23 protein-coding genes and 1 pseudogene are annotated in these 24,091 nt (G+C 33.5%); 20 read left to right on the top strand and 4 right to left on the bottom strand.

Annotated features, from left to right (window positions below):
- Positions 1-4: 4 nt before the first annotated feature.
- Positions 5-916 carry a DMT family transporter gene (locus tag AB3G34_RS13860; protein ID WP_369752784.1) on the bottom strand — a complete coding sequence of 304 codons (912 nt, stop codon included), beginning with the start codon at positions 914-916 and terminating at the stop codon, positions 5-7.
- Between the two features lie 100 nt (positions 917-1,016).
- Complete coding sequence (metG, locus tag AB3G34_RS13855) at positions 1,017-3,077, bottom strand: methionine--tRNA ligase (protein ID WP_369752783.1); 2,061 nt, start codon at positions 3,075-3,077, stop codon at positions 1,017-1,019.
- A 484-nt stretch (positions 3,078-3,561) separates the two neighbouring features.
- Between metG and AB3G34_RS13850 the strand changes: the two genes are divergently transcribed.
- The 18 genes and pseudogenes from AB3G34_RS13850 to AB3G34_RS13765 all read left to right on the top strand — a co-directional run bounded on the left by AB3G34_RS13850 (position 3,562) and on the right by AB3G34_RS13765 (position 18,135).
- On the top strand, positions 3,562-4,419 hold the full coding sequence (locus AB3G34_RS13850) for a phosphoribosyltransferase (protein WP_369752782.1): 858 nt from the start codon (positions 3,562-3,564) through the stop codon (positions 4,417-4,419).
- Positions 4,416-4,778, top strand: coding sequence for a hypothetical protein (locus AB3G34_RS13845; RefSeq protein ID WP_369752781.1), 363 nt, complete (start codon positions 4,416-4,418; stop codon positions 4,776-4,778). Before AB3G34_RS13850 ends, AB3G34_RS13845 begins: the two co-directional genes overlap by 4 nt.
- A 185-nt stretch (positions 4,779-4,963) precedes the next feature.
- Complete coding sequence (locus AB3G34_RS13840) at positions 4,964-6,028, top strand: retron St85 family RNA-directed DNA polymerase (RefSeq protein WP_369752780.1); 1,065 nt, start codon at positions 4,964-4,966, stop codon at positions 6,026-6,028.
- Positions 6,029-6,040: 12 nt separating this feature from the next.
- A complete protein-coding gene (locus AB3G34_RS13835; RefSeq protein ID WP_369752779.1) occupies positions 6,041-6,211 on the top strand; it encodes a hypothetical protein in 171 nt (56 codons plus the stop codon).
- 68 nt (positions 6,212-6,279) lie between these two features.
- A complete protein-coding gene (locus AB3G34_RS13830; RefSeq protein ID WP_369752778.1) occupies positions 6,280-6,819 on the top strand; it encodes a hypothetical protein in 540 nt (179 codons plus the stop codon).
- 222 nt (positions 6,820-7,041) lie between these two features.
- Positions 7,042-8,313, top strand: coding sequence for a serine--tRNA ligase (gene serS / locus AB3G34_RS13825; RefSeq protein WP_369752777.1), 1,272 nt, complete (start codon positions 7,042-7,044; stop codon positions 8,311-8,313).
- A 59-nt stretch (positions 8,314-8,372) separates the two neighbouring features.
- Complete coding sequence (locus AB3G34_RS13820) at positions 8,373-8,567, top strand: hypothetical protein (RefSeq protein ID WP_369752776.1); 195 nt, start codon at positions 8,373-8,375, stop codon at positions 8,565-8,567.
- Positions 8,568-8,627: 60 nt separating this feature from the next.
- Positions 8,628-10,406, top strand: coding sequence for a tetratricopeptide repeat protein (locus tag AB3G34_RS13815; RefSeq protein ID WP_369752775.1), 1,779 nt, complete (start codon positions 8,628-8,630; stop codon positions 10,404-10,406).
- 61 nt (positions 10,407-10,467) lie between these two features.
- Complete coding sequence (locus AB3G34_RS13810; RefSeq protein WP_369752774.1) at positions 10,468-10,779, top strand: DUF4286 family protein; 312 nt, start codon at positions 10,468-10,470, stop codon at positions 10,777-10,779.
- A gap of 154 nt (positions 10,780-10,933) precedes the next feature.
- Complete coding sequence (gene rsmA / locus AB3G34_RS13805; protein WP_367755935.1) at positions 10,934-11,713, top strand: 16S rRNA (adenine(1518)-N(6)/adenine(1519)-N(6))-dimethyltransferase RsmA; 780 nt, start codon at positions 10,934-10,936, stop codon at positions 11,711-11,713.
- A complete protein-coding gene (mgtE, locus tag AB3G34_RS13800; RefSeq protein WP_367755933.1) occupies positions 11,703-13,112 on the top strand; it encodes a magnesium transporter in 1,410 nt (469 codons plus the stop codon). Before rsmA ends, mgtE begins: the two co-directional genes overlap by 11 nt.
- 47 nt (positions 13,113-13,159) lie before the next feature.
- The gene (proC, locus tag AB3G34_RS13795) at positions 13,160-13,936 is read left to right on the top strand and encodes a pyrroline-5-carboxylate reductase (protein WP_367755931.1); all 777 of its coding nucleotides are present in this window, start codon (positions 13,160-13,162) and stop codon (positions 13,934-13,936) included.
- Between the two features lie 453 nt (positions 13,937-14,389).
- Complete coding sequence (locus AB3G34_RS13790; RefSeq protein WP_369752773.1) at positions 14,390-14,782, top strand: hypothetical protein; 393 nt, start codon at positions 14,390-14,392, stop codon at positions 14,780-14,782.
- Positions 14,783-14,832: 50 nt separating this feature from the next.
- Entirely contained in the window at positions 14,833-15,222 is a 390-nt protein-coding gene (locus AB3G34_RS13785) for a hypothetical protein (protein ID WP_369752772.1), read from the top strand.
- Between the two features lie 18 nt (positions 15,223-15,240).
- Entirely contained in the window at positions 15,241-15,819 is a 579-nt protein-coding gene (locus AB3G34_RS13780; RefSeq protein WP_369752771.1) for a DUF6624 domain-containing protein, read from the top strand.
- A 129-nt stretch (positions 15,820-15,948) separates the two neighbouring features.
- On the top strand, positions 15,949-16,332 hold the full coding sequence (locus AB3G34_RS13775; protein ID WP_369752770.1) for a Dabb family protein: 384 nt from the start codon (positions 15,949-15,951) through the stop codon (positions 16,330-16,332).
- A 115-nt stretch (positions 16,333-16,447) separates the two neighbouring features.
- Positions 16,448-17,398 (top strand): annotated as a pseudogene (locus AB3G34_RS13770) (2-hydroxyacid dehydrogenase); the annotation flags it as partial.
- Between the two features lie 455 nt (positions 17,399-17,853).
- On the top strand, positions 17,854-18,135 hold the full coding sequence (locus tag AB3G34_RS13765) for a TM2 domain-containing protein (protein ID WP_367755923.1): 282 nt from the start codon (positions 17,854-17,856) through the stop codon (positions 18,133-18,135).
- Positions 18,136-18,199: 64 nt separating this feature from the next.
- On the opposite strand, the gene AB3G34_RS13760 is transcribed toward AB3G34_RS13765, so the two are convergent.
- On the bottom strand, positions 18,200-20,002 hold the full coding sequence (locus AB3G34_RS13760) for a GNAT family N-acyltransferase (protein WP_367755921.1): 1,803 nt from the start codon (positions 20,000-20,002) through the stop codon (positions 18,200-18,202).
- Positions 20,003-20,138: 136 nt separating this feature from the next.
- Between AB3G34_RS13760 and AB3G34_RS13755 the strand changes: the two genes are divergently transcribed.
- Complete coding sequence (locus tag AB3G34_RS13755) at positions 20,139-20,903, top strand: exodeoxyribonuclease III (RefSeq protein WP_369752769.1); 765 nt, start codon at positions 20,139-20,141, stop codon at positions 20,901-20,903.
- Between the two features lie 40 nt (positions 20,904-20,943).
- Positions 20,944-21,885, top strand: coding sequence for an OmpA family protein (locus AB3G34_RS13750; RefSeq protein ID WP_369752768.1), 942 nt, complete (start codon positions 20,944-20,946; stop codon positions 21,883-21,885).
- 53 nt (positions 21,886-21,938) lie between these two features.
- Here AB3G34_RS13750 and AB3G34_RS13745 read toward each other — a convergent pair whose 3' ends face one another.
- Positions 21,939-24,089 (bottom strand): peptidase domain-containing ABC transporter, encoded by a 2,151-nt coding sequence (locus tag AB3G34_RS13745; protein WP_369752767.1) that lies wholly within the window; start codon positions 24,087-24,089, stop codon positions 21,939-21,941.
- Between the last annotated feature and the right edge of the window lie 2 nt (positions 24,090-24,091).

Genomic DNA, 24,091 nt, shown 5'->3' with positions numbered 1-24,091 from the left:
GTTTTTATGCTATCAAAGAGGTATCCTCTTTTGTTTTATTAAATATATTTTTTATTGAAAAGGTTTTCGTGTAAAAAGTAATTCGGATACCCAAAAGCAAAATCATACCACCAATTACCATATTGATTGTAATTTTCTCGTCTAAAAACGCCCAAGCTAAAATAGAGGTGAGAACTGCTTGACCCAATAAACTCAACGAAACTCTTGTGGGACGCATGTGTTGGGTTGCATAACTAACCGATAACCAAGCCATCAGTTGACAAACAACGGCTTGAATCAATAAAACGAACCAACCCGAATTTGAAAACCCAGAAAAAGGCTCATTCATCCAGATGCAGACTACTGCTAAGTAGAGAGTGGATGCCAGTAAACTAATAGTCATAAAGGACAGTACATCTATATGAGTCAGTGCTTTTTTACTAACCAATAAATAGATGGAGTAGAAAATTCCTGATAATACAGCTAATAGAAAGGAATTGTTAAAATCTAATTCCAGAAAGAATTTAAATCCCACTAACATCGCCATTCCAAAAAGGGCTACTATAGTTCCTATCCAAAAATTTAGAGCTGGTTTGGTTTTTAAAAACACATAAGAAATAATTCCCACCCATAGTGGTGACAAATTGGTCAATAAAGAAGCTTGGGTTGCACTTGATTCCTGAATGGCAATATTCCAAACCGCAACATCCGAAGCAAACAAAACACCACAAAGGATTGCCAGTATCAAGTTTTTTTTCTCAGGTAATTTAAATTTTTTAGTGACAAGCACATAAGGTAATAACAAAGAAACAGCAATTGCCATCCTGTAAAATGCAGAAATTAACCCAGGAGCCAGCTTGAGTTTAATCAATATAGGGAAAATCGAAATACAAAGTATCCCGAAAACTAAAGCTAATCTTGGTTTTACATTGGTCATTCTTTTTGCTATTAACTAATATAAACACGAATTTCACTAATTTACACAGTGTAGTTGGTGAAAAATAGTGAAATTCGTGTTTATACACTTTTCTTTTTTCTTAATTTATCGTCTCTCCATTAGAAACACCATCAGTATCTGGATTTACAAAAACCAGTTTTCCTTCGGTATTAGTAGACATCAAAATCATTCCTTGGCTTTCTACACCACGCAAGTTTCTTGGAGCTAAATTCACTAAAACAGTGACTTTCTTTCCAATGATATCTTCCGGTTTAAAACTTTCAGCAATTCCTGAAACAATCGTGCGAACATCTATTCCAGTATCCACTTTCAAAATCAACAATTTGTTGGCTTTTGGCATTTTCTCTGCTTCCAAGATCGTTCCTACACGAATATCCATTTTGGCAAAATCGTCAAACTGAATCGCTTCTTTTTGTGGTTCTGCTTTTTTGTTTTCGGCAGTATTAGCGGTTTTAGTCGCTTCTAGTTTGTCAATTTGTTTCTGAATTTCCTCGTCTTCAATTTTTGCAAAAAGCAATTCTGCTTCACCTATTTGGTGTCCACCCGGAAGTAAATCTGAAGTTTCTGAAATTGTACTCCAACTCAACGGACTTTCGATTTTCAATATTCGTGATAATTTTGTTGCTGTAAAAGGCAAGAACGGTTCGCAAAGTGAACTCAAAGCCGCAGCAATTTGAAGTGCTACATACATTTGAGTTTGAACACGACCTTCGTCGGTTTTTATCATTTTCCACGGCTCTTCGTCGGCCAAATATTTATTTCCTAAACGAGCCACATTCATTAATTCTCCAAGCGCTTCTCTAAAACGGTAACGCTCTAAAGAACTTGAAATAACTGCTGGATAGGCTTTCAATTCCGTTAAAGTTGCTTCATCCACTTCTGATAAGGTATTCGGGCTTGGAACAACTCCTTCGTAATATTTATTAGTCAAAACGACTACGCGGTTAATGAAGTTTCCAAAAATGGCAACCAATTCATTATTGTTTCTTGCTTGAAAATCTTTCCAAGTAAAGTCATTATCTTTTGTTTCTGGCGCATTTGATGTCAAAGCATAACGCAAAACATCTTGCTGATTTGGGAATTCTTCCAAATATTCGTGCAACCAAACTGCCCAGTTTTTAGAAGTCGATAATTTATTTCCTTCCAAGTTCAGGAACTCATTTGCTGGCACATTGTCTGGCAAAATATAGCTTCCTTCGGCTTTCAACATCGCAGGGAAAATAATACAATGAAAAACAATATTGTCTTTCCCTATAAAGTGAACCAATTTCGTATCTTGATCTTTCCAGTAAGGCTCCCAATCTTTTCCTTCGCGCAAAGCCCATTCTTTAGTAGAAGAAATGTAGCCAATTGGGGCATCAAACCATACATATAATTTTTTTCCTTCGGCACCTTTAACAGGAACATCAATTCCCCAATCAAGGTCACGCGTTACTGCACGAGGCTCAAGCCCGCCATCGATCCACGATTTTACTTGTCCGTAAACATTGGGTTTCCAGTCGTTTTTATGTCCTACAAGAATCCATTCTTTCAAGAAATCTTCGTAACGGTCCAAAGGTAAAAACCAGTGTTTCGTTGATTTCATAATAGGAGTTTCTCCCGTAATTGTTGATTTTGGGTTTATTAAATCCGTTGCGTTTAGTGTAGAACCACATTTCTCACATTGGTCACCGTATGCTTCTTCATTACCACATTTTGGGCAAGTTCCAGTTACAAAACGGTCAGCCAAGAACTGATCTGCTTTTGCATCATACAACTGCTCAGTAACTTGTTCTATAAAATCACCTTTTTCATACAATGTAGTAAAGAATTCCGAAGCCGTATCATGATGAATTTGAGCCGAAGTTCTAGAATAATTATCAAACGAAATCCCAAAATCTAAGAACGATTTGCGAATAATGCCATCATATTTATCAATTACTTCCTGAGGAGTAATTCCTTCTTTTTTCGCTTTCATAGAAATTGCCACACCGTGCTCGTCACTTCCGCAAACAAACAAAACGTCTCTTCCTTGCAATCTTAAATATCTGGAATATATGTCCGAAGGCACGTAAACACCCGCCAAATGACCAATGTGAATCGGTCCGTTCGTATACGGCAATGCCGCTGTAATCGTATATCTTTTTGGATTCTGTATCATAAAATTATTTTTAGATTCTGAAATTAATTCAGAACGAGCTGCAAAAATAAGGAATCCAATTTTATTTGAAGCTATTTAGCTTCGCTGAATCTATAATGTCTCGCTATAGGTTGCAAATATGTTCACTGAACTTCGCTGTAAATAAAAGTTACACAATGTAATTTTTTTATTGATGAAAAATAGATAAAGAATCTAAATACTTTTGCGGCTAAGGATTTGGGTTTTCATAATAATTGATATTTTTAAGATTGCATTTTATATACATATTTTTGTCATTCAAAGGAACGAAGAATCTTATCAATAAGGTAACCTTAATAAAGTTAGCTTCAATAAAGACAAAATCAATAGAATTGAATATTTTTGTAAGATATTTTCATATTTATTATAAAAAATAATTAAATTTGAAATTTGTCAAACAGATCTACTTTAGACTATATATTTTTTGTACGATTTTATGACACATATATCCCATACAAAAATATGAATGAGTGAGTTGATAATAAATAGGGCAAATAATACAATAGATTCTAAAGATTTTCTTAAGCTGACTCAACTTCATATGGAATTTGAATGGCTAACCTATGAACCTGAAGCCCTATTTGATTTATGGTGTCTTTCTGAGAATATTGAACAAAAAAGTTTAATTGAACATCTGATTAAGAATTTTTCTTTTATTGATGGACGAAAGTTGATAGAAGCAAGTAAAAATCTTTCAAATCAGATAGAATCAATTTGGGACTTAAAACCTGCGAATACTTTTCTTGTTGCAACATGTGGCGATGATAAGCCTGATGGTTCTCAGAGTATTATACAAATACTAAAGAATAAATTTTCTGTTAATTGGAAAGAGTCTAATTTTTTTAATTCATTACCTAAAGGAGCAAATGAAATCTCTGACAATTCAAATATTATTTTGGTTGACGATTTTATAGGAACTGGAGATACGATTGACAGAAAGCTTAAATATTTAAAAGAGACCATCAAAAAGCGTGGTTTAAAGGGCGTTACTATTAAAATAATTTGCCTTGCTGCTATGGAATTTTCAAAAAAAATTCTAGATAGTTTGGATGTGGAATATTATTCTGTTCATTGGTTAAAAAAAGGTATAAGTGAGCTAATTGAAGAAAGCAAAAGGGAGACTGCGATACAATCAATGGAACAATTAGAAAAAAAACTAAAAAAACAATATCATGGAAAAAATCTTCCTAATTTTGGTTATAAGAGATCAGAGGCATTATATGCTTTAGAAGCCAATAACATACCAAATAATGTATTTCCTGTATTTTGGTGGCCCTTTTATAAAGGAGGAGATTCAAGAAAAACCATGTTTAGACGTATATGATGGATTTATATAGTGAAGACATAGAATTGCTTAAAGAGCTTTATGCAAATGAAAAAATAGAATTATTTTTTTTTCATAAGAAGTATAAGTTATCACCAGCACAATTAGCTCGTACTTTAAAAAAATTTAAAGATGCGGGATTAATTCATCTTGATGAAGATAATGTTACACTTAATGATAACGGTAGGAAATGGATAATTGGAAATAGAAGAGAATTATTCTTAAAAGAAAAATCAAAATACTGGAAAAGGATTCCGGAAAAAATGAAACAAAAATCGTTGAAAATCAACCAATTTTACATACCAGAAAGAAAAAACATAGATAAAGAAATATTTAAAAATATTGAGGATGGAAAATGAAACTAGCACGTTGAGGTGTATTCGCCTCGTAGAATAACGCTACAGTTAACCACACTAGAGTGGGCAGAAAAAGCCCACTCTAGTGTAATTCCTAACGGAATTACACTACTAAATCTACTACGTAGAATTTAGTAGAAGGAATAAATTTCATTGAAAGTAGTTTTTTCATCCTCTTTTTTTTCAAAATGACAGAAGAATATCAAATCGAAATAGCAAAATGGAGTGATTTTATTACTAAAAATATAAGAGGTAAGAAATCACAAGAAGCATTAACACTATATGTTCAAAATATAATTGTGCATAATGCTCCTGTCATTATTGATTTTAATCATCTGGCTGAGTTATTAGGTATTCAAAAAGAGATTTTAGCTAGTATAGTAATGAAGTCTAGCTCGTTTTATTACAATTTTGAAATACCAAAGAGAAATGGAGGAAGTCGTCAGATATCAGCTCCATATCCAGTGTTACTTCATGCACAAAGATGGATTTATGAAAACATTTTAATACAGCAACCATTACACACAAGCTCAAAAGGGTTTGTGAAAAATGTATCTATCGTAGATAATGCAAAAGAACATTTAAACCAAAAATGCCTTTTAAAAATGGATATTGAGAATTTTTTTCCATCAATTAAAATAAATAGAATTATTTCAATATTCAGAAATTTAGGTTATACTAAAAAAATATCATATTATTTAGCTTCAATTTGTTGTTCCAATCAAGAACTTCCTCAAGGTGCTGCAACGAGTCCAACTTTGAGCAACATAATTGCAAAAAGACTTGATTATAGATTAAATGGATTTGCTAATAAATTCCATTTAAAATACACAAGATATGCTGATGATTTTACTTTTTCGGGAGAGACAATACCTTATAAATTGATTTCTTACATAGAAAAAATAGTTAAAGAAGAAGGTTTTGTTGTAAAAGCAGATAAAACAAAATTGCTATCCGAAAAAAAACAAAAAATTATTACTGGAATCTCTATATCATCGGGTAAATTAACAATCCCCAAAAAAACAAAAAGAGAAGTAAGAAAAAATATTCATTTTGTATTAACAAAAGGTTTGTTTGTTCATCAGAAACATATAAAATCATATGATCCTATATATTTAGAAAGACTACTTGGTTACCTTTTTTTTTGGTATTCTGTTGAGCCTAATAATAGTTTTGTTTTAAACTCAATTAGAGAATTAAAAAACTATTCAAAAAAGTTAGATAGTGAATATACTTTGTATAAAAACGGCTAAAAAAAATAAACCATGGCAAAAGGACCCGAAAAGAACACCAAAAATAAGGCTTTACATACCAAATTGCTCAATCGTAAAAAGGCTAAACTTCAAGAAGAAAAAAAAGAAAAAGCAGTTCGTTTGAAAGCATTAGTTACAAAAATAAATCAGAAAAAGAGTAGTGACGAATCTGGTAGCATATAAATCACATTGGATTTCTTTTCTGTGATAATTTAACTGAAATTTGCACCAAATATTCAAACACAAAACCTATGGAATTTGGTAAAATAATTATTTCAGCAACGGCAGCAGCTAGCGAAAACCCTCAAGACGTTGTCAATTCTAATATTTCGGTAATCAACTTAATGCGCGAAGAAAAAATGGAGGATGATTTGATTCACGAAGATGCCATTATGAGTTATTATTTAGATTATTATAATGCCCAATGCACTGAAGGTAATTTTGGGCAATTTGTATACAATTCAGGCTGGAATAGAGAATTAAATGAATTAGTAGAAGAAGGTTTGGCTTTGGTTGGTGCCACCAAGCACTTGGAGTTTTTTCAATTACAAAGCAAGAAAGCTAAATTAATGAGCAGTGTAAAACGAGATAAATTCCTCAAAGGAAAACTAGAAGGCGTTAACCCAACACGAGATGTTTTAAACACACCATCATTTGCAACAATCGAAGAAGATTTAGTGACTTTAAACGCTAATTTTTTAAAATCCCATCCAGATATAGAAGTGCTTTCAGTAGATGATATGTTTGCAGTTTTGGAGGAATTTGTAGGTCATGAGATCAAAAGAGCGTAAATCAAGTCAAAAGTCGCAAGTCAAAAGTCTTAAAGGTGCTTTGTGTTGCACTCAATTGTCTTTTCAACATTAAATAATAGGGTAATTAAATAAGGTTGTTTCCTAGTGATTGACTTTATGACTTTCGACTTTCAACTTTTGACTAATTTTTTGTCCCAATAGTATTAAACATTTCCTTAAATTTGCTTCCATTATATAAAAGAAGATTAATAAAATCAAGCTATGTTACAAATCGCATTTATTAGAGAGAATCAAGAAAAAGTAATCACCGCTTTGGCAAAAAGAAATATGGATGCCACTAGCGTAGTTGAAGAAGTTGTTCAATTAGATGAAAAACGTCGTGCTACACAAGTAGAATTAGACGGAATTTTATCTGAATCTAATAAATTATCCAAAGACATTGGTGAATTGATGAAAGCGGGAGAGAAATCAAAAGCCGCAATCTTAAAAGAAAAAACAGTTTTACTAAAAGAGAAAAGCAAAGTTTTGGCTGAATCAGCTGATGCGTTTGCAGCCGAACTTTTAGAAAAACTATACACTTTACCCAATCTTCCTGCTGATATTGTTCCTGTGGGAAAAACACCAGAAGAAAACTTAAATGTTTTTGAAGAAGGGGAGATTCCAGTTTTACACGAAGGTGCACAACCACACTGGGAATTGGTAAAAAAATACGACATCATCGATTTTGAGTTAGGAGTAAAAATTACGGGTGCAGGATTTCCTGTTTATAAAGGTAAAGGGGCAAGATTACAGCGTGCTTTGATCAATTATTTTTTAGACAAAAACACAGCAGCAGGTTACAATGAAGTGCAAGTTCCTCATATGGTAAACGAAGCTTCGGCATATGGAACTGGGCAATTGCCAGACAAAGAAGGGCAAATGTACCATGACAAAACGGATGATTTGTACTTAATTCCTACGGCTGAGGTTCCAGTGACGAATTTGTTTAGAGATGTAATCTTGAGCGAAAACGAATTACCAGTTTTAACAACTGCATATACACCATGTTTCCGAAGAGAAGCAGGTTCTTACGGTGCACACGTTCGTGGATTGAATCGTTTGCATCAATTTGATAAAGTCGAAATTGTACGCGTGGAGCATCCTGACAACTCTTACAAAGCGTTGGATGGAATGGTGGAACACGTAAAAGAAATTCTAAACGAATTAAAATTACCATACAGAATTTTACGCCTTTGTGGTGGCGATATGGGTTTTACATCGGCTTTGACTTATGATTTTGAAGTTTTTTCTACAGCACAAGACCGTTGGTTAGAAATTTCGTCTGTTTCTAATTTTGAGACTTTTCAAGCCAATCGTTTGAAATTACGTTTCAAAGACAAAGACGGAAAAAACCAATTGGCACACACACTAAACGGAAGTTCATTGGCTTTGCCAAGAGTTCTTGCGGGAATTTTAGAAAATTACCAAACTCCAGAAGGGATCGTAATACCTGAAGTATTGCGTCCGTACTGTGGTTTTGATATTATCAACTAAAATTTTTTACCATATAAGTCATATAAGTTTTTTTAAGATTAATTATAATTTAAATAGTTATGGATTCAGTAATATTTTGGAAAATTATTGCTCAAAGTCTGATATTTATAACTGTTGGTGTTTTTATATTTAGGTATGTATCCAAAATGCCAGAAAGTAAATTGTTTAGTATAAAATTCAAAGGATATGCTGCTGGCGTAGCTTTTATTCTAATTGGTGTTATACATTTACTAAATGAATTCCATCTTTGGTAATACTTATTTTCTTAAAAAAAACTTATATGCCTTATATGGTTAATGTATAACTTTGTAATAATGAAAAAACTCTTTCTACATATCACTTTGTTTTTTTCATTAGTTTGTTTTTCTCAAAACGAGCAATTGGCGCAGTATTATTATGACAAAGGTGATTTTGAAAAAGCTAAAATAAGTTACGAAGAGTTACTGGAAAGCGTACCTCAAAACTTGCAGTATTTCCTGAGAACTGTAGATTGCTACCAACAGTTACAACAATACGACATTGCTGAAAAAGCAATTCAAGCTCGCCTTGATAAATACAAACAAGGGAGTCTTCTAGTAGAATTAGGATACAATTTCCAACTCCAAAAAAAAGAGGATAAAGCTAAAATTAATTACGATTTAGCCTTAGACCGAATTCGGAAAAACCCAAATGAAGTATATGCGATTTCTAATTCATTTGAGAAGAAAGTATTATTGGACTATGCCTTAAAATCATATCAAATAGCTTCTGATCTCGTTCCTAATTATAATTTTAATTATCAAAAAGGACTGCTTTATGGGCAAATGGGAAACACTGAAATGATGATTTCGACCTTTCTTGACGAAGCTTTAGCCAATCCTCAAAATTCGATATTGATACAAAATCAATTAGCACGGTACATTACTGACGATGGCGATGCTGATTTTAGTAATCTTTTGCGAAAAGCATTAATTCTTAGAGTTCAAAAAAGCCAAGACCTATTTTGGAATCGGTATTTGAGTTGGTATTACGTCCAACAAAAAGAGTTTTCAAAAGCATTTATTCAGGAAAAAGCCATTTATAAGCGCAATCCAGAATCGCTAGCTAATATTGTTAGTTTGATTCAGCTTGCCATTGAAGAAGAGGATGAAGCCACTGCCAATGAAATGTTGAGTTTTGTAATAGAAAACACTAAGGATATAGAGTTGCTCGTTCAAGCGCATTCGTATATAATAAAATTAAAAATTGCTAAAGCCCAAGAAAGAGATTTTCCTGCAATCAACTCAGAATTAGATCGTTTGCTAGCAGAATATGAAATAACACCTTTTACCTTATCTTTGCAACTGATTCAGGCACATTTTGTAGCTTTTAATTTAAAAAACCCTGAAAAGGGAAGAGCAATAATAAAGAAAACTTTAGAATTGCAATTGAATGATTATGAAGTTGCCAAAGTAAAAATGGAGTTGGCGGATATTTTGCTGTATGAAGAAAAATTCAACCAAGCGTTGATTTATTATTCACAGATTGAAATGGATTTAAAGAATGATATTGTGGCACACGAAGCCAGTTTGAAAGCAGCAAAAACAAGTTATTTTAAAGCAGATTTCGTTTGGGCATTAAAACAGTTCAAAGAATTAAAATCGGCCAATACGCAATTGATTGCTAATGATGCTTTAGAATATTTTTTACTGATAAATGACAATACGGTTGCTGATTCGACACAAACGGCATTAGCGGCATTTGCCAAAGGAGATTATCTGTTGTATCAAAATAGAAATCAGGAAGCGATTGCGCAGTTTCAGTCTATTTTGCAAAAGTTCAAAGGACAGGAAATAGAAGCAGTAACGTTATTACGACTGGGTAAAATTTATGAAAAAACAGCCGATTTTAATTTGGCATTAAGCCAATATCAAGCAATTATTGACCATCATAGTGACGGAATTTATATAGACGAAGCACTCTATTTTTCGGCAGAAATTTATAATAAAAAATTGAAAGAGCCCGAAAAGGCAAAACCATTATATGAAAAAATACTCTTTGGTCATGAAGACAGTATTTATTTTGTAGAAGCAAGAAAAAGTTTCAGACGATTAAGAGGAGATAAAAATCTATAGAAAGGTTAATCGGTTATTTGGTTAACCGATTAAACAATTAACCAGTTAACCCAATTAACACATGATAATATACAACGTTACCACAAACATACATGAAAGCGTTCACGATCAATGGATGATCTGGATGCAACACAAACACATACCTGAAATTTTGGCTACTGGGAAATTCTCTTCGGCTCGATTGGTTCGTGTTTTAATAGAGGAAGAAATGGGCGGAGTTACCTATTCGGCTCAATATACAACCGACAGTAAAGAAACATTAGAAAAATATTATCTAGAAGATGCTCCTAGATTCCGTGAAGAAGGAGCAAAACTATTTGGAGACAAAATGCTGGCTTTTAGAACAGAATTAGAAGTGATTTCGGATCATTAAATAAGTAGTCAGTTTAGGTGTTTCTGCATCAAAAAGGAATTTAGTAGCTACATTAGAGGAAGCAAATGATCTTCTCTAATTTAAAAAATAGTTTAAGGAATAAGTATTGAGTTGGGAAACTTGGAACTTTAACATTAAACTTTAAACACAAAACATGGAAAAAGTAAAAGCCAAAAAACACCTCGGACAACATTTCTTGAAAGACGAAAGCATTGCTAAAGACATTGCTGATACGTTGAACCTAGAAGGGTATGATGATGTATTAGAAATAGGACCTGGAATGGGAGTGTTAACAAAATACTTGTTAGACAAGCCCATAAATACGTATGTAATCGAGATTGATACAGAATCTGTTACATACTTAGATGAAAATTATCCAAAATTAAAAGACAAGATTATCTCAAAAGATTTCTTGAGATACAATATCAATGAAGTTTTTGAAGGCAAACAATTTGCGATTATAGGGAATTTCCCGTACAATATATCGACACAAATTGTTTTTAAAACGTTGGAAATGAGAGATCAAATTCCTGAATTTGCAGGGATGTTCCAAAAAGAAGTGGCGCAACGTATTTGTGAAAAAAAAGGAACAAAAGCCTACGGAATATTATCAGTTTTGGCGCAAGCATTTTATGATGCTGAATATTTATTTACTGTTGACGAAAATGTTTTTATTCCGCCACCCAAAGTAAAATCAGGGGTGTTGCGTTTGCGTAGAAAAGCAGATTACAGTTTGCCTTGTGGCGAAAAGTTATTTTTTACGGTAGTGAAAACCGCTTTTCAACAACGTCGTAAAACATTACGTAACAGTTTAAAAACGCTAAACTTATCCGATAATTTACGAGAAGATCCTATCTTTGATCTTCGTCCAGAACAGCTGGATGTAGCACAATTTATAGCATTGACCCAAAAAATTGAAGCCGATGGAATTTAAAATCAGTAAAGACTTAATTCAGCAAATAGCACAACTTATTCAAGAAAAAAATAACCAGCAACTGGAAGTTTTGTTGAATGATATGCATCATGCTGATTTTGCAGAAATTCTGGATGAGGTTAGCATCGAGGAAGCTACCTATATTTTCCAAGTTTTAGACAGTGAGAAAACAGCCGAAATTCTCCTTGAATTGGACGATGATTTACGAGAGAAAATATTAAGCCGATTGTCTTCGAAAGAAATTGCAGAGGAGCTCGATGAGTTAGAAACCAATGATGCGGCCGATATTATTGGAGAGCTTTCCAAGGATAGAAAAGCCGAGGTAATATCGGAACTTCAAGATATTGAACACGCCAAAAGTATTGTCGATTTATTGCGTTATGACGAGGATACAGCGGGTGGAATCATGCACAAAGAATTGGTAAAAGTCAATGAGAATTGGAACGTGATGACTTGCGTAAAAGAAATGCGAATACAGGCAGAAAATATTTCCAGAGTACATTCAATTTACGTTGTTGATGACGACAATAAGCTCAAGGGACGTTTGTCGCTGAAGGATTTGCTGACGGCGCCAACTACCAAAACGCCAATAAGCGAATTTTATATTCGAAAACTGAATTATGTAGGTGTTGAAATGGCTGATGTTGAGGTAGCCCGAATAATGGATAAATACGACCTCGAAGCTATTCCAGTTGTGGATGAATTGGGGCGTTTGGTAGGTCGCATCACGATTGATGATGTGATTGATGTCATAAAAGACGAAATAGAAAAAAGGGATACCGAAGATATTCAAAAATTTGGTGGTTTGGAAGCACTTGAATTACCCTATGTGCAAACAAGACTTTTCGAAATGGTCAAAAAACGGGCCACTTGGTTGGTAATTTTATTTGTTGGAGAAATGTTTACCGCTTCGGCAATGGGATTTTTTGAAGGAGAAATCGAAAAAGCGGTTGTTTTGGCACTGTTTGTTCCACTTATCATTTCGAGTGGGGGGAATTCTGGTTCACAAGCCGCCACTTTGATTATTCGTGCTATGGCGTTGAAAGAATTAGACCTCAAAGACTGGTGGTTTGTAATGAAAAAAGAAATTGCCTCAGGATTTTTATTGGGTTCTATATTAGGGATTGTAGGATTTATTAGAATAATGATTTGGCAACAAACGGGATTGTATCAATATGGTATTCATTGGGTTGCGGTTGCAATGACGGTTTCAATTTCATTAGTATTTATAGTTTTATGGGGAACACTTTCAGGCTCGATGATACCTTTTTTATTAAAAAAACTTAGATTAGACCCTGCAACATCTTCAGCACCATTTGTAGCAACTTTGGTAGATGTGACAGGTTTGGTTATTTATTTTACAATTGCTTCCTTATTATTAAAAGGGAAGTTATTATGAAAACCAGACTGAATTTAAAATTTATTAATTAATAAACCACAACCAGCATGAAAGTACATATTATTGGCGGAGGAAACTTAGGAGTTGCCATCGCAAAAGGATTATCTAAATTTTCGCAAGGAAATCAAATCACCATTACAAGAAGAAACACCGCCAGCATTTTATATTTGGAAGAACAGGGCATAACGGTTTCTACGGATAATACACAAGGAATTCAAGAAGCAGATATTGTGATTTTAACCATAAAACCATACCAAGTAGATGTAGTTTTGGCCGAAATTCTTCCTGTAATTTCTAATAAAGTAATCGCCTCAGCTGTAAGTGGCTTATCGATAGAAAATTTACAAAACAAGATAGGATCTGGTAATAGCGCCATCCGAATCATGCCAAATATTGCGTCCCAATTTGGTGCCTCAGCAACCTGTATTGCTTTTCATGAAAAAGACAAAGAGAAAGCCGAAAATACGGTCGCTCTTTTCAAAGATTTAGGGACAGCGCCTATAATTGATGAGAAATTAATGGATGCAGCTACAGTACTTGCCGCCTCTGGAACCGCTTTTGCCTTGCGTTACATCCGTGCATCGATGCAAGCTGGAATCGAAATAGGATTTGACTGGAAAACCGCATTGGCTATCTCAGCACAAACAGTAAAAGGAGCAGCCGAAATGGTCATGGAAGAACAAGTACATCCAGAACAATTAATCGACCGTGTAACTACGCCACAAGGCTGTACCATTGCGGGATTAAACGAAATGGAAATGCACGGATTCAGTTCGTCCTTAATACGCGGAATAAAAACTTCATTGAAACAAATCAAAGGATAATAATTATTTGGGCGTGCCCCCATTAATAAAAAGGGTCTTATCAGCAGGAATGTTGATAAGACCCTTTTTTTAATGGTGTCGAGCTATCCGCGCTACTTCGGTAGCTAGCTTCTATCCCTCACGCAGCCTCGAATGTGTTTTGAGTTTGGTTTTTCAAATCAAAAATCAGCAATCGTTACTCTTTATTCAAAAATCTTTTTTATTACAATTGAGGCAAATCACCATACTCTTTAGTTTTGTTGGTTTTTGTGGTAGTTTTTAAGCCAATTAGCTTAATTAACAATGATTATATTTGTTTCAATGGAGAAACAAAACTACTTTTAATAGTATCATTTGATATTATCGATAAAATCAAATTGCTTTTTTTAATAATAATTCAGGAAGTAACTTATAAATAAGTCAAAAAGTACGCAACCAATTGGAAAAATTCGTATCATATTTAAAACAATAATTATGAAAATACCTTTAATATACTTTGCGTTGATTTTCACTTTGTTTAGTTGTTCAACAAGTGAATCGACTATGGTTGCTAATTCTATTGTTGGAAAATGGGATTGGGTTCAATCTAGCGGAGGCATAACTGGAGAAACTACAACTCCAAGTTCCACAAATAAATCCATGAGTGTTGAAATTTCAAAGTCAGAAGTAAAAATCTATGAAAACGGAAATTTAACAACAACTGAATCCTATTCAATTCAAGCTAAAGAATCTATTTTTGGAGGAAAGAAACCAATGTTAGTTTATCTTTCAGGAAAACCTAGTCAATCATTTAGTGTAGAAGGAGCAAAATTGTTTTTGAGTGACGAGTGTTACGATTGTTATCAAATTGAATATGTTAAGCAATAATTTCCTAACTTGGAAATTTATTATTAGAAGTTAACAACAGTAGAATTAAAATGAAAAAAATAACCAATCTTATCCTATTAATCTTAACAACTTCTGTTTCATTCGGACAAAATCCATCCAATGAATATTATAAACTAGTTACTAAAGCAGATTCGCTTTACGAGGCAAAAGACTATTTAAATTCGGGATTGGTATACTCAAGGGCATTTGAAATTAAGGGATGGAAAATTAGAGCCAATGATCGATATAACGCTGCTTGTTCATGGGCATTAGCCAAAGTTCCAGATAGTTCATTTTATCAACTCGAATCAAAGGAAATAAAAAGAAGTTATACAAATTACGATCATACAATTATTGATGAAGATTTAGCTTCTCTTCATAATGACAAACGTTGGGCAGCCTTTTTAAAGGAAGTGAAACGAAATAAACTTAAAAAGTAAGCTAAGCTAAATTCTATTTTGGTAACCGAATTAAAGGCTTTAAATGATGAAAATCAAAATCTTTTAAAGGATATGCCTGAATTTGTAAATAAGAATGGAAGTAATACGCAAAAAATGCTCGCTTTTAATAAAACAATTGATGAGGGAAAGACAAAAATTAAACAAAAAATAGATGCTATTATTGCTAAGGATGGTTGGCCAAGCTCTGATTTATTAGGTTTTAAGGGGGAGTATATTTTATCAGCTCTAGTTATGAGTCTAGATTTAAAAGACAGTAAAAAGTATTTGCCTTTAATTAAGGAGTCTGTTAAAAAAGGAGAGTCAATGCCAGAATATTTGGCAATGTATGAGGATCGATTTCTTACCATGCAAAATAAAAAACAAATTTATGGAACTCAAGTTGGTCAAGATCCACAAACAAAAACATATTATATTTTACCATTGACAGATCCAGAGAATGTTGATAAAAGAAGAGGAGAAATATATCTCAGTCCTCTGTCTGAATACATTAAAGTATGGAAAATGAAATGGGATGCGAAGCAATATATAAAAGATTTACCTTCAATAGAAAAAAAACTCGGGAGCCATTATCAATAAAAATTCACTTTTTTTGCATTTAGATAATTAAAATTTAATTCAAAAAGAATGCTTAATTCATTTAGAGAACAACCTTATCTCTACCAGTTAAAGGATTGAAATATTTCGTATATTTCAAAAAAAAGCAAAATGAAAAAAGTATTAATAATTACGTTACTAATTATGGCAAGTTGTGCTACTGTAAATGCCCAAAAAACCCATAATAAACAATTGCTACGTCATGTGGTTATGTTTGGTTGGAATGAAAATACAGATCCTGCATATATCAATAAAGTGGTAGCTGCATTGAGTGATTTACAACATAAAATCCCAGTTATAAAGGCATTCGAATGGGGAACTAATAATAGTCCTGAAAACTTAAATAATGGTTTGACGCATTGTTTTACTTTGACATTTACTAGTGAAGCAGATAGGGATGCGTATCTTATTGATCCAGCTCACAAAGCTTTTGTGGCGCTTTTAAATCCAGCGCCAGATAAAGTGACGGTTTTTGATTATTGGGCTACAAACTAGATTCCCTTATTTATACTATTTTATAATTGGAACTTGATTCTCACAATCCAGCAGACAAATCATGCAATTTCACTATTAAGATTTGTAACTTTGAACAACATTAAATTATAGAACAATGTTGAAACCAGAAAACATTAAAATACTTCATATCGATAGCAATAACCCTATATTATGGGGACAATTGCAAACCCTAGGTTTTACCAATCATCAGGATTTCATTTCTTCCAAAGAGGAAATTGAAGCCAAAATTCAAGATTATCACGGCATCGTTATCCGTAGTCGTTTCAAGATTGACAAGCAATTCTTAGATAAAGCCACAAATTTACAGTTTATAGCTCGTGTAGGCGCTGGTCTGGAAAGCATTGATTGTGATTATGCCGAAACTAAAAACGTGACGCTTATTGCTGCGCCTGAAGGAAATAGAAACGCCGTTGCTGAACATACTTTAGGAATGATTCTTTCGCTGTTCAATAAACTGAATAGTGCTGATAGAGAAATCCGTTCGGGGCATTGGAATCGGGAAAGCAATCGCGGTCATGAACTCGATGGAAAAACCGTTGGGATTATTGGCTACGGAAACATGGGGAAATCGTTTGCTAAAAAACTACGCGGTTTTGAGGTGGAAGTATTGTGTTATGACATTTTAGAAAATGTGGGTGACTCCAATGCAAAACAAGTGTCATTAGAAGAATTTAAGCAAAAAGTAGATGTGGTGAGTTTACATATTCCATGGACGCCAGAAACCAATAAAATGGTTAATGCTGATTTTATTAATGGATTCGCTAAGCCGTTTTGGATCATCAATACTTCGAGAGGGAAGAACATTGTAACGGCCGATTTACTTGCTGCCATGCAATCAGGTAAAATACTCGGGGCAGGATTAGATGTGTTGGAATATGAAAAATTGTCTTTTGAAACCTTATTTCAAGAGGAAAACACGCCTGAAGCTTTTCAGTATTTATTAGAAGCGCCAAATGTAATTTTGACTCCGCATGTAGCTGGTTGGACTTTTGAAAGTCACGAGCGATTGGCGCAAGTAATTGTAGATAAAATCAAAGCAAAATATTTTGGAACTCCTGAAAATACAATAGCTGAAAAACGAGTTACAGGAATTGGCGGTATTTTTTTTAAATCTAAAAACCCAAAAGAACTAGTGGAATGGTACGGAAAGTATCTTGGGTTAAAGACAGATGACTATGGATCCACTTTTTGGTGGAAGGACAACAAAGGGCTAGATTGTTCAACACAATGGTCTCCGTTTGCAAATGATACTACTTATTTTGCGCCAAGCGAAAAACAATTCATGCAAAACTTTAGAGTCGATAATCTCGAGAAGCTGTTGTTGCAATTAAGACAGGAAGGTGTGACAGTGGTAGGCGAAATGGAATCGTACGATTATGGGAAATTTGGTTGGATTGTAGATATCGAAGGAAATAAAATTGAACTTTGGGAGCCTATTGACAGTGTTTTTAAATAAAATTTAATACTTTTAATACTCGAAATCAATTAATTATAGTTGTCATGGAGCATTCAAAACAAGAACATTGGAACAATCCGCAACCAGTAGAAGAAGACAATAAAAGGCTAGCGGCAGGATTATTAGCGATACTTTTAGGTCCGTTTGGGATTCATAAATTTTTATTGGGATATACTTCCGAAGGAATTATTTGGTTAGTCATTAGTCTTTTTACACTTGGATCTGTTACGGGATTATTAGGGGTAATTGAAGGGATTATATATTTGACAAAATCGGATGAGGAGTTTTATCAAACGTATCAAGTTCATAAAAAAGGATGGTTTTAAGACATAAAAAAAGTCTCGACATTGTCGAGACTTTTTTTATACTTATATATAGAAGCCTTGTTTTTTAATCTTCCTTATCGACCAGTTTTCTTTCGAGTTCTGCTTGAAACTCTTCCATAACTGGTTTCATTGTGCTTTCAGGAATATCAGCAATTCTAATGTACATTAATCCATCAACAGCATTGTTGAACAAGGGATCTACATTGAAAGCCACTACTTTCGCATTTTGCTTAATGTATTTTTTGATCAATACCGGCAAACGTAACACACCAGGCTCAAGCTCATCAATAATTTTATCAAATTTATTTAAATCCGATTCGGCTTCGTCAAAAATGAAATCTTTATCGGCGTCTTTTAGTTTTACCTTATATGCTTTCTTTGGGTGGATGTATTGTGCAATGTAGGGATCGTAATAATTTGATTTCATAAACTCAATCATCAATGATTTAGAAAAATCTGAGAATTGATTGCTAATACTCACACCGCCAAGCAAGAATTTGTGCTCTGGAAAACGCAAAGTCGTATGAATAATTCCTTTCCATAATAAGAAAAGAGGCATTGGTTTTTGTTGGTATTCTTTGATGATAAAAGCCCGGCCCATTTCGATAGATTTAGACATCATATCATGCAACTCAGGTTCAAAACGGAAAAGTTCATTCAAGTAAAAACCTTCCATTCCGTATTTTGGATAAATTTCAGAACCCAATCCCATTCTATAGGCACCAGCAATTTTCTTAGCATCTTCATCCCAAAGGAATAAATGATGGTAATATTGGTCAAATTTGTCTAAATCAATAGATTCATTTGTTCCTTCACCTACTTCTCTAAAAGTGATTTCTCTCAAGCGGCCAATTTCATGAAGAACATTAGGTATTTTGCTTGCTTCCGCAAAAAAGACTTCGTAGTTTTTACTTTGTAATAGTCGGCAATCCGTATCTCTTAACGCATTTACTTCGGCAATCATTTTTTCTCCATTAGCAGGAGTAACGATTTCTTTTGGACTTTTTGGTATTTTTAAACTTGGCGTATTCAGTAATTTACTTTCCTTTTCAAATGGATTAGCTAACATATATGTTTTCTTTCTCAAGAATTCAGAGTAGGCTTCTATCGATACATGCTCGTTTTGCTCCGCTACCGAAATAGGTTTTCCAATACGCACTTTTATCACACGATGTTTTTGGCTAAAAACTTCTGAAGGTAGTTTAGCCGTGCGGAACGTGTCGCTAATTTTAGAAAGAAGATAAAAAAGTCTGCTGTTTTTAGCATGAAAATAAATTGGTACAACAGGTACTTGTGCTTTTCGAATTACTTTTATAGCTCCTTCTTCCCATGGCTTGTCCACCATGAGTTGCCCGTCTTTATAACTGGAAACTTCTCCAGCCGGGAACATTCCTAGAGGTTTTCCGTCACTTAGGTGGCGTAATGTCTCCTTAATTCCTACCACGCTTGATTTGACATCCTTATGGTTTTCAAACGGATTAACAGGCATGATGTAATCTTTCAAAGGGGCAATACGATGCAAAAGAAAATTAGCAATAATCTTGAAATTTGGTTCTCTTTCGAGCATTAATTTCAATAACAAAACACCATCAATTCCGCCTAGTGGGTGGTTTGAAATGGTGATATAAGCGCCCTCTTTTGGCAATCGTTTTAAGTCTTCTTCTGGAATTTCGAATTTTATTTGTAGATCGTCGATAATAGCATTTAAGAACTCTACGTCCTTTAAATGTTTGTTGCTATCATAAAATTTATTAAGAGTAGAAATTTTTAACACTTTCATTAATAACCAACCCGTAAAAGTTCCTAAAACTCCGTATTTTTCAGCATTTATTGCTTTTGCAACTTCTTTGGCGGTAACTAAACCCATTTACTTTTGTTTTTGAGCGAAAAACAAAGATAGAAAAAAACTCGATTAACTACTCATTCAGGCATCGGATTTTCTTGTTATTTATAGGTTAAGCTTTTTAATTTTTAGTATTTTTGGAAATCAAAATTTTATATAAATGAAGATTATTTCTTATAATGTAAATGGAATTCGTGCAGCAATTTCAAAAGGATTTATAGATTGGTTGCAACAAGCTGATCCCGATGTGATTTGCTTGCAGGAAATTAAGGCAACTCCTGAGCAACTTCCATTGTTGGATTTTGAGCTTGCGGGTTATCCCTATCATTATTGGTTTCCTGCTACTAAAAAAGGATACAGTGGTGTGGCGATTTTATCGAAAATAAAACCAAACAATGTCGTTTTTGGTACAGGAATTGAGCACATGGATTTTGAAGGACGTAATCTACGTGTTGATTTTGATGATGTATCAGTAATGAGTTTGTATTTGCCATCAGGAACAAATAGCGAAAGGTTAAGTCATAAATTTATGTTTATGGATGACTTTCAAAATTATATTACGGAATTGAAAAAGGAAATTCCAAACTTGGTGATTTGTGGAGATTATAATATTTGTCATGAAGCAATAGATATTCATGATCCGGTTAGGAATAAAAAAACATCTGGGTTTTTACCCGAAGAGAGAGCTTGGCTTGATGCATTTTTAAAAAATGGATTTATTGACAGTTTTCGTTTTTTAAACAAAGAACCTGATAATTATACGTGGTGGACTATGCGTTTTCCTACTGCAAGATTGAATAATAAAGGTTGGCGTATTGACTATTGTTTAGTGAGTGAACCATTAAAAGACAGAATAAAAAGAGCACTAATTTTACCCGAGGCAAAACATTCTGACCATTGTCCCGTTTTAGTAGAAGTAGAATAGATTTTAAAATAAAATACAACTTAATCTTTAAATTATAAAAATGATAAAAAGAATCTCAATTGGATTATTAATTATGGCACTATCCACTTCTTGTGTGTCTAAGAAAATATATACGGATTTAGAAAACAAGTATACCGACTTAAAAAAGGAAAACAGAACCTTATCGGATGATAAAGATGCGTTGCTGAAAGATAAAAATCAGTTGGAACTGGATCAGTCTGCGTTAAAAACAGATTTGGATAAAGTAAAACAAGAGCGCGATAAATGGCTTGCAGAGAACAGTGCTTTACAAAGTAAAATGGATCTTTTGCAAGAATCGTATAAAGCATTAGAGAAAAACAGTAATGAGGCTTTACAAGCTAACATGGGTAAAAATCGTGATTTATTGGCTCAACTGGATGCTAAAGGAAAAGCTTTGGCGATAGAACAAGAACGTTTAAATAAAAGTTCGCAACGTTTGCAAGAAATGGAATCTTTGATTGCTGCCAAAGAAGCGGCTATGAAAAAGTTGAAAGAAACATTGTCTAAAGCGTTAAACAGTTTTGAAGGAAAAGGATTGACGGTAGAGCAAAAAAACGGAAAGGTGTATGTTTCTATGGAAAACAAATTGCTTTTTAATTCTGGTAGTTATTCAGTAGGTGCCGAAGGTAAGAAAGCGGTAGTAGAACTTGGAAAAGTTTTGGGTGATAATCCAGATATTTCTGTTTTAATTGAAGGACATACTGATGATGATGGTTTTTCTAGTTCAGGACCAATAGCTAATAACTGGGATTTATCAACTAAAAGAGCAACTGCAATTGTGGCTATTTTGAGTGAAAACAAAGCAATCAACAAGCAAAATCTTACGGCTGCAGGAAGAGGAGAGTTTTCTCCACTCGCTAGTAACGCTACCCCTGAAGGGAAAGCGAAGAACCGTAGAATCGAAATTATTCTTACTCCAAGATTGGATGAAATTGCTGAAATGTTGAATGAAATTAATTAAAAAAACTAATATTTAAGATACAAAGGTTCAGAGTTTTTACTTTGAACCTTTTTTTATTCATTCCAGTATGCACTATAAAAATTTTCCGTTTCCATCAATTCTGGATGATTCCCTGAAACAGAAATGCTTTTATTTTCTAGAATATAAATGTTGTCAGCTATATTTTTTAGCCTATTTAAGCGATGAGAGATGAAAAATACAGCGCAATCTTTTTTGATTTTTTGTAAAAGATTGATTGTGAATTGTTCCGTGTTTCTATCCATTGCAGCGGTGGCTTCATCAAGAATCAATAGTTGTGGTTTTTTGTACAAAGCTCTAGCCAATGCAATGATTTGTTTCTGTCCTCCAGATAAATTGATTCCTTCTTCTCCAAGAAGTGTAGCAAGACCTTGGGGCAATTGATTAAAGTAGAAATCAAAACCATATTCCTGTATAAATAGCATTAAGTTTTCGATTGTTTCAGTTTTACCAAGCAAAATATTGTCAATAACGTTTCCGTTGAAAATGGTAATTTCTTGTGGAATAACCCCAATCAAATCTCTATAGTTTTTCAATTCAATTTCCGAAAGTTGGTATTGATCGTTTACTATAATTTCTCCTTTTTCAAAACTGTAAAAACGTTGTAAAATTTGTCCTAAAGTACTTTTTCCACTGCCACTTTCCCCAACAATGGCGGAAAGTTTCCCTTTTTCTATTTCAATATTTATATTAGAGAATAATTCGCTTCGTCCTGCAAACCGAAAGGATAAATTTTTTATCTGAATACTTTTTAAAGTTGAGATTACAACACCTTCTTCTTTCTCTTTTTCGATAGAAGCAAATTCAAACATTCTATTAAAAGCAATTTTGGCTTCGTTGATTGGAATCGAAATCAAAGCTAGGTTTGCAATAGATGGCAATAGCGAACCTGAAATCCCTAAAACTGCCATTAATTCTCCTAATTTCATTTCTTTGTTAAAAACCGCAATGGAGGTGTAAATCAAAATTCCAATTAAGAAAAATACGCTTGACAATCCAGATTGCCAAGACAATTGAATGTTGATTTTACCTAAATTGAATATTTTTTCTTGAAAATTACCAAAAATAGAGAAATTTACTTTTTCGAATGTTTCTTGTCGATTGTGGTTTTTTATGGTAGCAATCCCTTGTATTGAAGCTATGTAATTACTCTCGTTATATGCATATTCTTGCATTACTTGTTGTTGTGCTGCTATGATTTTTGAATTGCTTTTGTAAATAATATAAAAGTAAATAGGTAAACTAACCAAGGAAATCACCGCTACCTGCCAAGAATATAGGAATAAAAAAGCAATAGAAATTATGGAAACCAAAACATCAATAACCAAGCTGCTGGCAAGTATTTTGATAACACTTTGAATTCTACTTGTATCGTTTAATCTCGCTACTAATTCCCCAATTTTACGAGTGTCAAAAAACGGTTTTGGCAAATGCAAAAGGGAGCTATAAAACTGATTATTGATTCGATTATTAAAGTCTTTAGATTGTTGAAGCAATAAAAATTCTCGTAAAATCATAAAGCCTACCTGTGCCAAAAGTAAAACGGTCAGCAAGACAATTCCAGTTATTAACTTCTTGATATTATGAGAAGGCAAAATATCATCTATGAGTTTTTGAGAAAATAATGACATAGCCATTCCTAGCCCAGCTACAAATACCCCAATAATTATACTAAACCATAATAGTTTGTAGTCTTCCTTAAGTAAGTTGATAAAATATTGTTTCTGTGTTTTAGAAGCTTCTTTTGATGTTGCAAAAGTTTCATTTGGAGACAAAGTGAGGCATTTTTTTGTAGTCCAGATTTTTTCTAACTCTGCTGTGGATAAAAATTGAAGACCTTCTGAAGGATCACCGATTAGGAAACCCTTTTGTTTATCAAAATAATAGCAAACAACATAATGGTTGGGAATTCCAAATTTATCCACATGCAAAATTAATGGTTCATTATGTGCTTTTAGTGTTTGCAAATCTATAAGATACCCTTCTGCAGTAAAGCCAGTTTTTTGGGCAGCTTCATATAGTCCTAATAATGTAAGACCTTGTTTGTTGGTGCCGCTTAACTCTCTTAGTTTTTCAAGGGTATTACTGCCTTTATAAAATTTGATTATTGATAATAAACAAGCTACACCACAATCGTATTGGTCTAATTGTGAGGTGTGGGTTTTCTGAATGTCTTTTAGAGTCATTT

This window comes from Flavobacterium sp. WC2409, assembly GCF_041200085.1.
Lineage (GTDB): Bacteria > Bacteroidota > Bacteroidia > Flavobacteriales > Flavobacteriaceae > Flavobacterium.
This window is presented reverse-complemented; position numbering and strand designations above follow the sequence as displayed.

What these genes read in the sequence shown, in the direction of transcription:
- AB3G34_RS13860 (WP_369752784.1), bottom strand. Translation starts at nt 916, where the DNA reads ATGACCAATGTAAAACCAAGATTAGCTTTAGTTTTCGGGATACTTTGT.
- metG (WP_369752783.1), bottom strand. Translation starts at nt 3,077, where the DNA reads ATGATACAGAATCCAAAAAGATATACGATTACAGCGGCATTGCCGTAT.
- AB3G34_RS13850 (WP_369752782.1), top strand. Translation starts at nt 3,562, where the DNA reads ATGAGTGAGTTGATAATAAATAGGGCAAATAATACAATAGATTCTAAA.
- AB3G34_RS13845 (WP_369752781.1), top strand. Translation starts at nt 4,416, where the DNA reads ATGATGGATTTATATAGTGAAGACATAGAATTGCTTAAAGAGCTTTAT.
- AB3G34_RS13840 (WP_369752780.1), top strand. Translation starts at nt 4,964, where the DNA reads ATGACAGAAGAATATCAAATCGAAATAGCAAAATGGAGTGATTTTATT.
- AB3G34_RS13835 (WP_369752779.1), top strand. Translation starts at nt 6,041, where the DNA reads ATGGCAAAAGGACCCGAAAAGAACACCAAAAATAAGGCTTTACATACC.
- AB3G34_RS13830 (WP_369752778.1), top strand. Translation starts at nt 6,280, where the DNA reads ATGGAATTTGGTAAAATAATTATTTCAGCAACGGCAGCAGCTAGCGAA.
- serS (WP_369752777.1), top strand. Translation starts at nt 7,042, where the DNA reads ATGTTACAAATCGCATTTATTAGAGAGAATCAAGAAAAAGTAATCACC.
- AB3G34_RS13820 (WP_369752776.1), top strand. Translation starts at nt 8,373, where the DNA reads ATGGATTCAGTAATATTTTGGAAAATTATTGCTCAAAGTCTGATATTT.
- AB3G34_RS13815 (WP_369752775.1), top strand. Translation starts at nt 8,628, where the DNA reads ATGAAAAAACTCTTTCTACATATCACTTTGTTTTTTTCATTAGTTTGT.
- AB3G34_RS13810 (WP_369752774.1), top strand. Translation starts at nt 10,468, where the DNA reads ATGATAATATACAACGTTACCACAAACATACATGAAAGCGTTCACGAT.
- rsmA (WP_367755935.1), top strand. Translation starts at nt 10,934, where the DNA reads ATGGAAAAAGTAAAAGCCAAAAAACACCTCGGACAACATTTCTTGAAA.
- mgtE (WP_367755933.1), top strand. Translation starts at nt 11,703, where the DNA reads ATGGAATTTAAAATCAGTAAAGACTTAATTCAGCAAATAGCACAACTT.
- proC (WP_367755931.1), top strand. Translation starts at nt 13,160, where the DNA reads ATGAAAGTACATATTATTGGCGGAGGAAACTTAGGAGTTGCCATCGCA.
- AB3G34_RS13790 (WP_369752773.1), top strand. Translation starts at nt 14,390, where the DNA reads ATGAAAATACCTTTAATATACTTTGCGTTGATTTTCACTTTGTTTAGT.
- AB3G34_RS13785 (WP_369752772.1), top strand. Translation starts at nt 14,833, where the DNA reads ATGAAAAAAATAACCAATCTTATCCTATTAATCTTAACAACTTCTGTT.
- AB3G34_RS13775 (WP_369752770.1), top strand. Translation starts at nt 15,949, where the DNA reads ATGAAAAAAGTATTAATAATTACGTTACTAATTATGGCAAGTTGTGCT.
- AB3G34_RS13765 (WP_367755923.1), top strand. Translation starts at nt 17,854, where the DNA reads ATGGAGCATTCAAAACAAGAACATTGGAACAATCCGCAACCAGTAGAA.
- AB3G34_RS13760 (WP_367755921.1), bottom strand. Translation starts at nt 20,002, where the DNA reads ATGGGTTTAGTTACCGCCAAAGAAGTTGCAAAAGCAATAAATGCTGAA.
- AB3G34_RS13755 (WP_369752769.1), top strand. Translation starts at nt 20,139, where the DNA reads ATGAAGATTATTTCTTATAATGTAAATGGAATTCGTGCAGCAATTTCA.
- AB3G34_RS13750 (WP_369752768.1), top strand. Translation starts at nt 20,944, where the DNA reads ATGATAAAAAGAATCTCAATTGGATTATTAATTATGGCACTATCCACT.
- AB3G34_RS13745 (WP_369752767.1), bottom strand. Translation starts at nt 24,089, where the DNA reads ATGACTCTAAAAGACATTCAGAAAACCCACACCTCACAATTAGACCAA.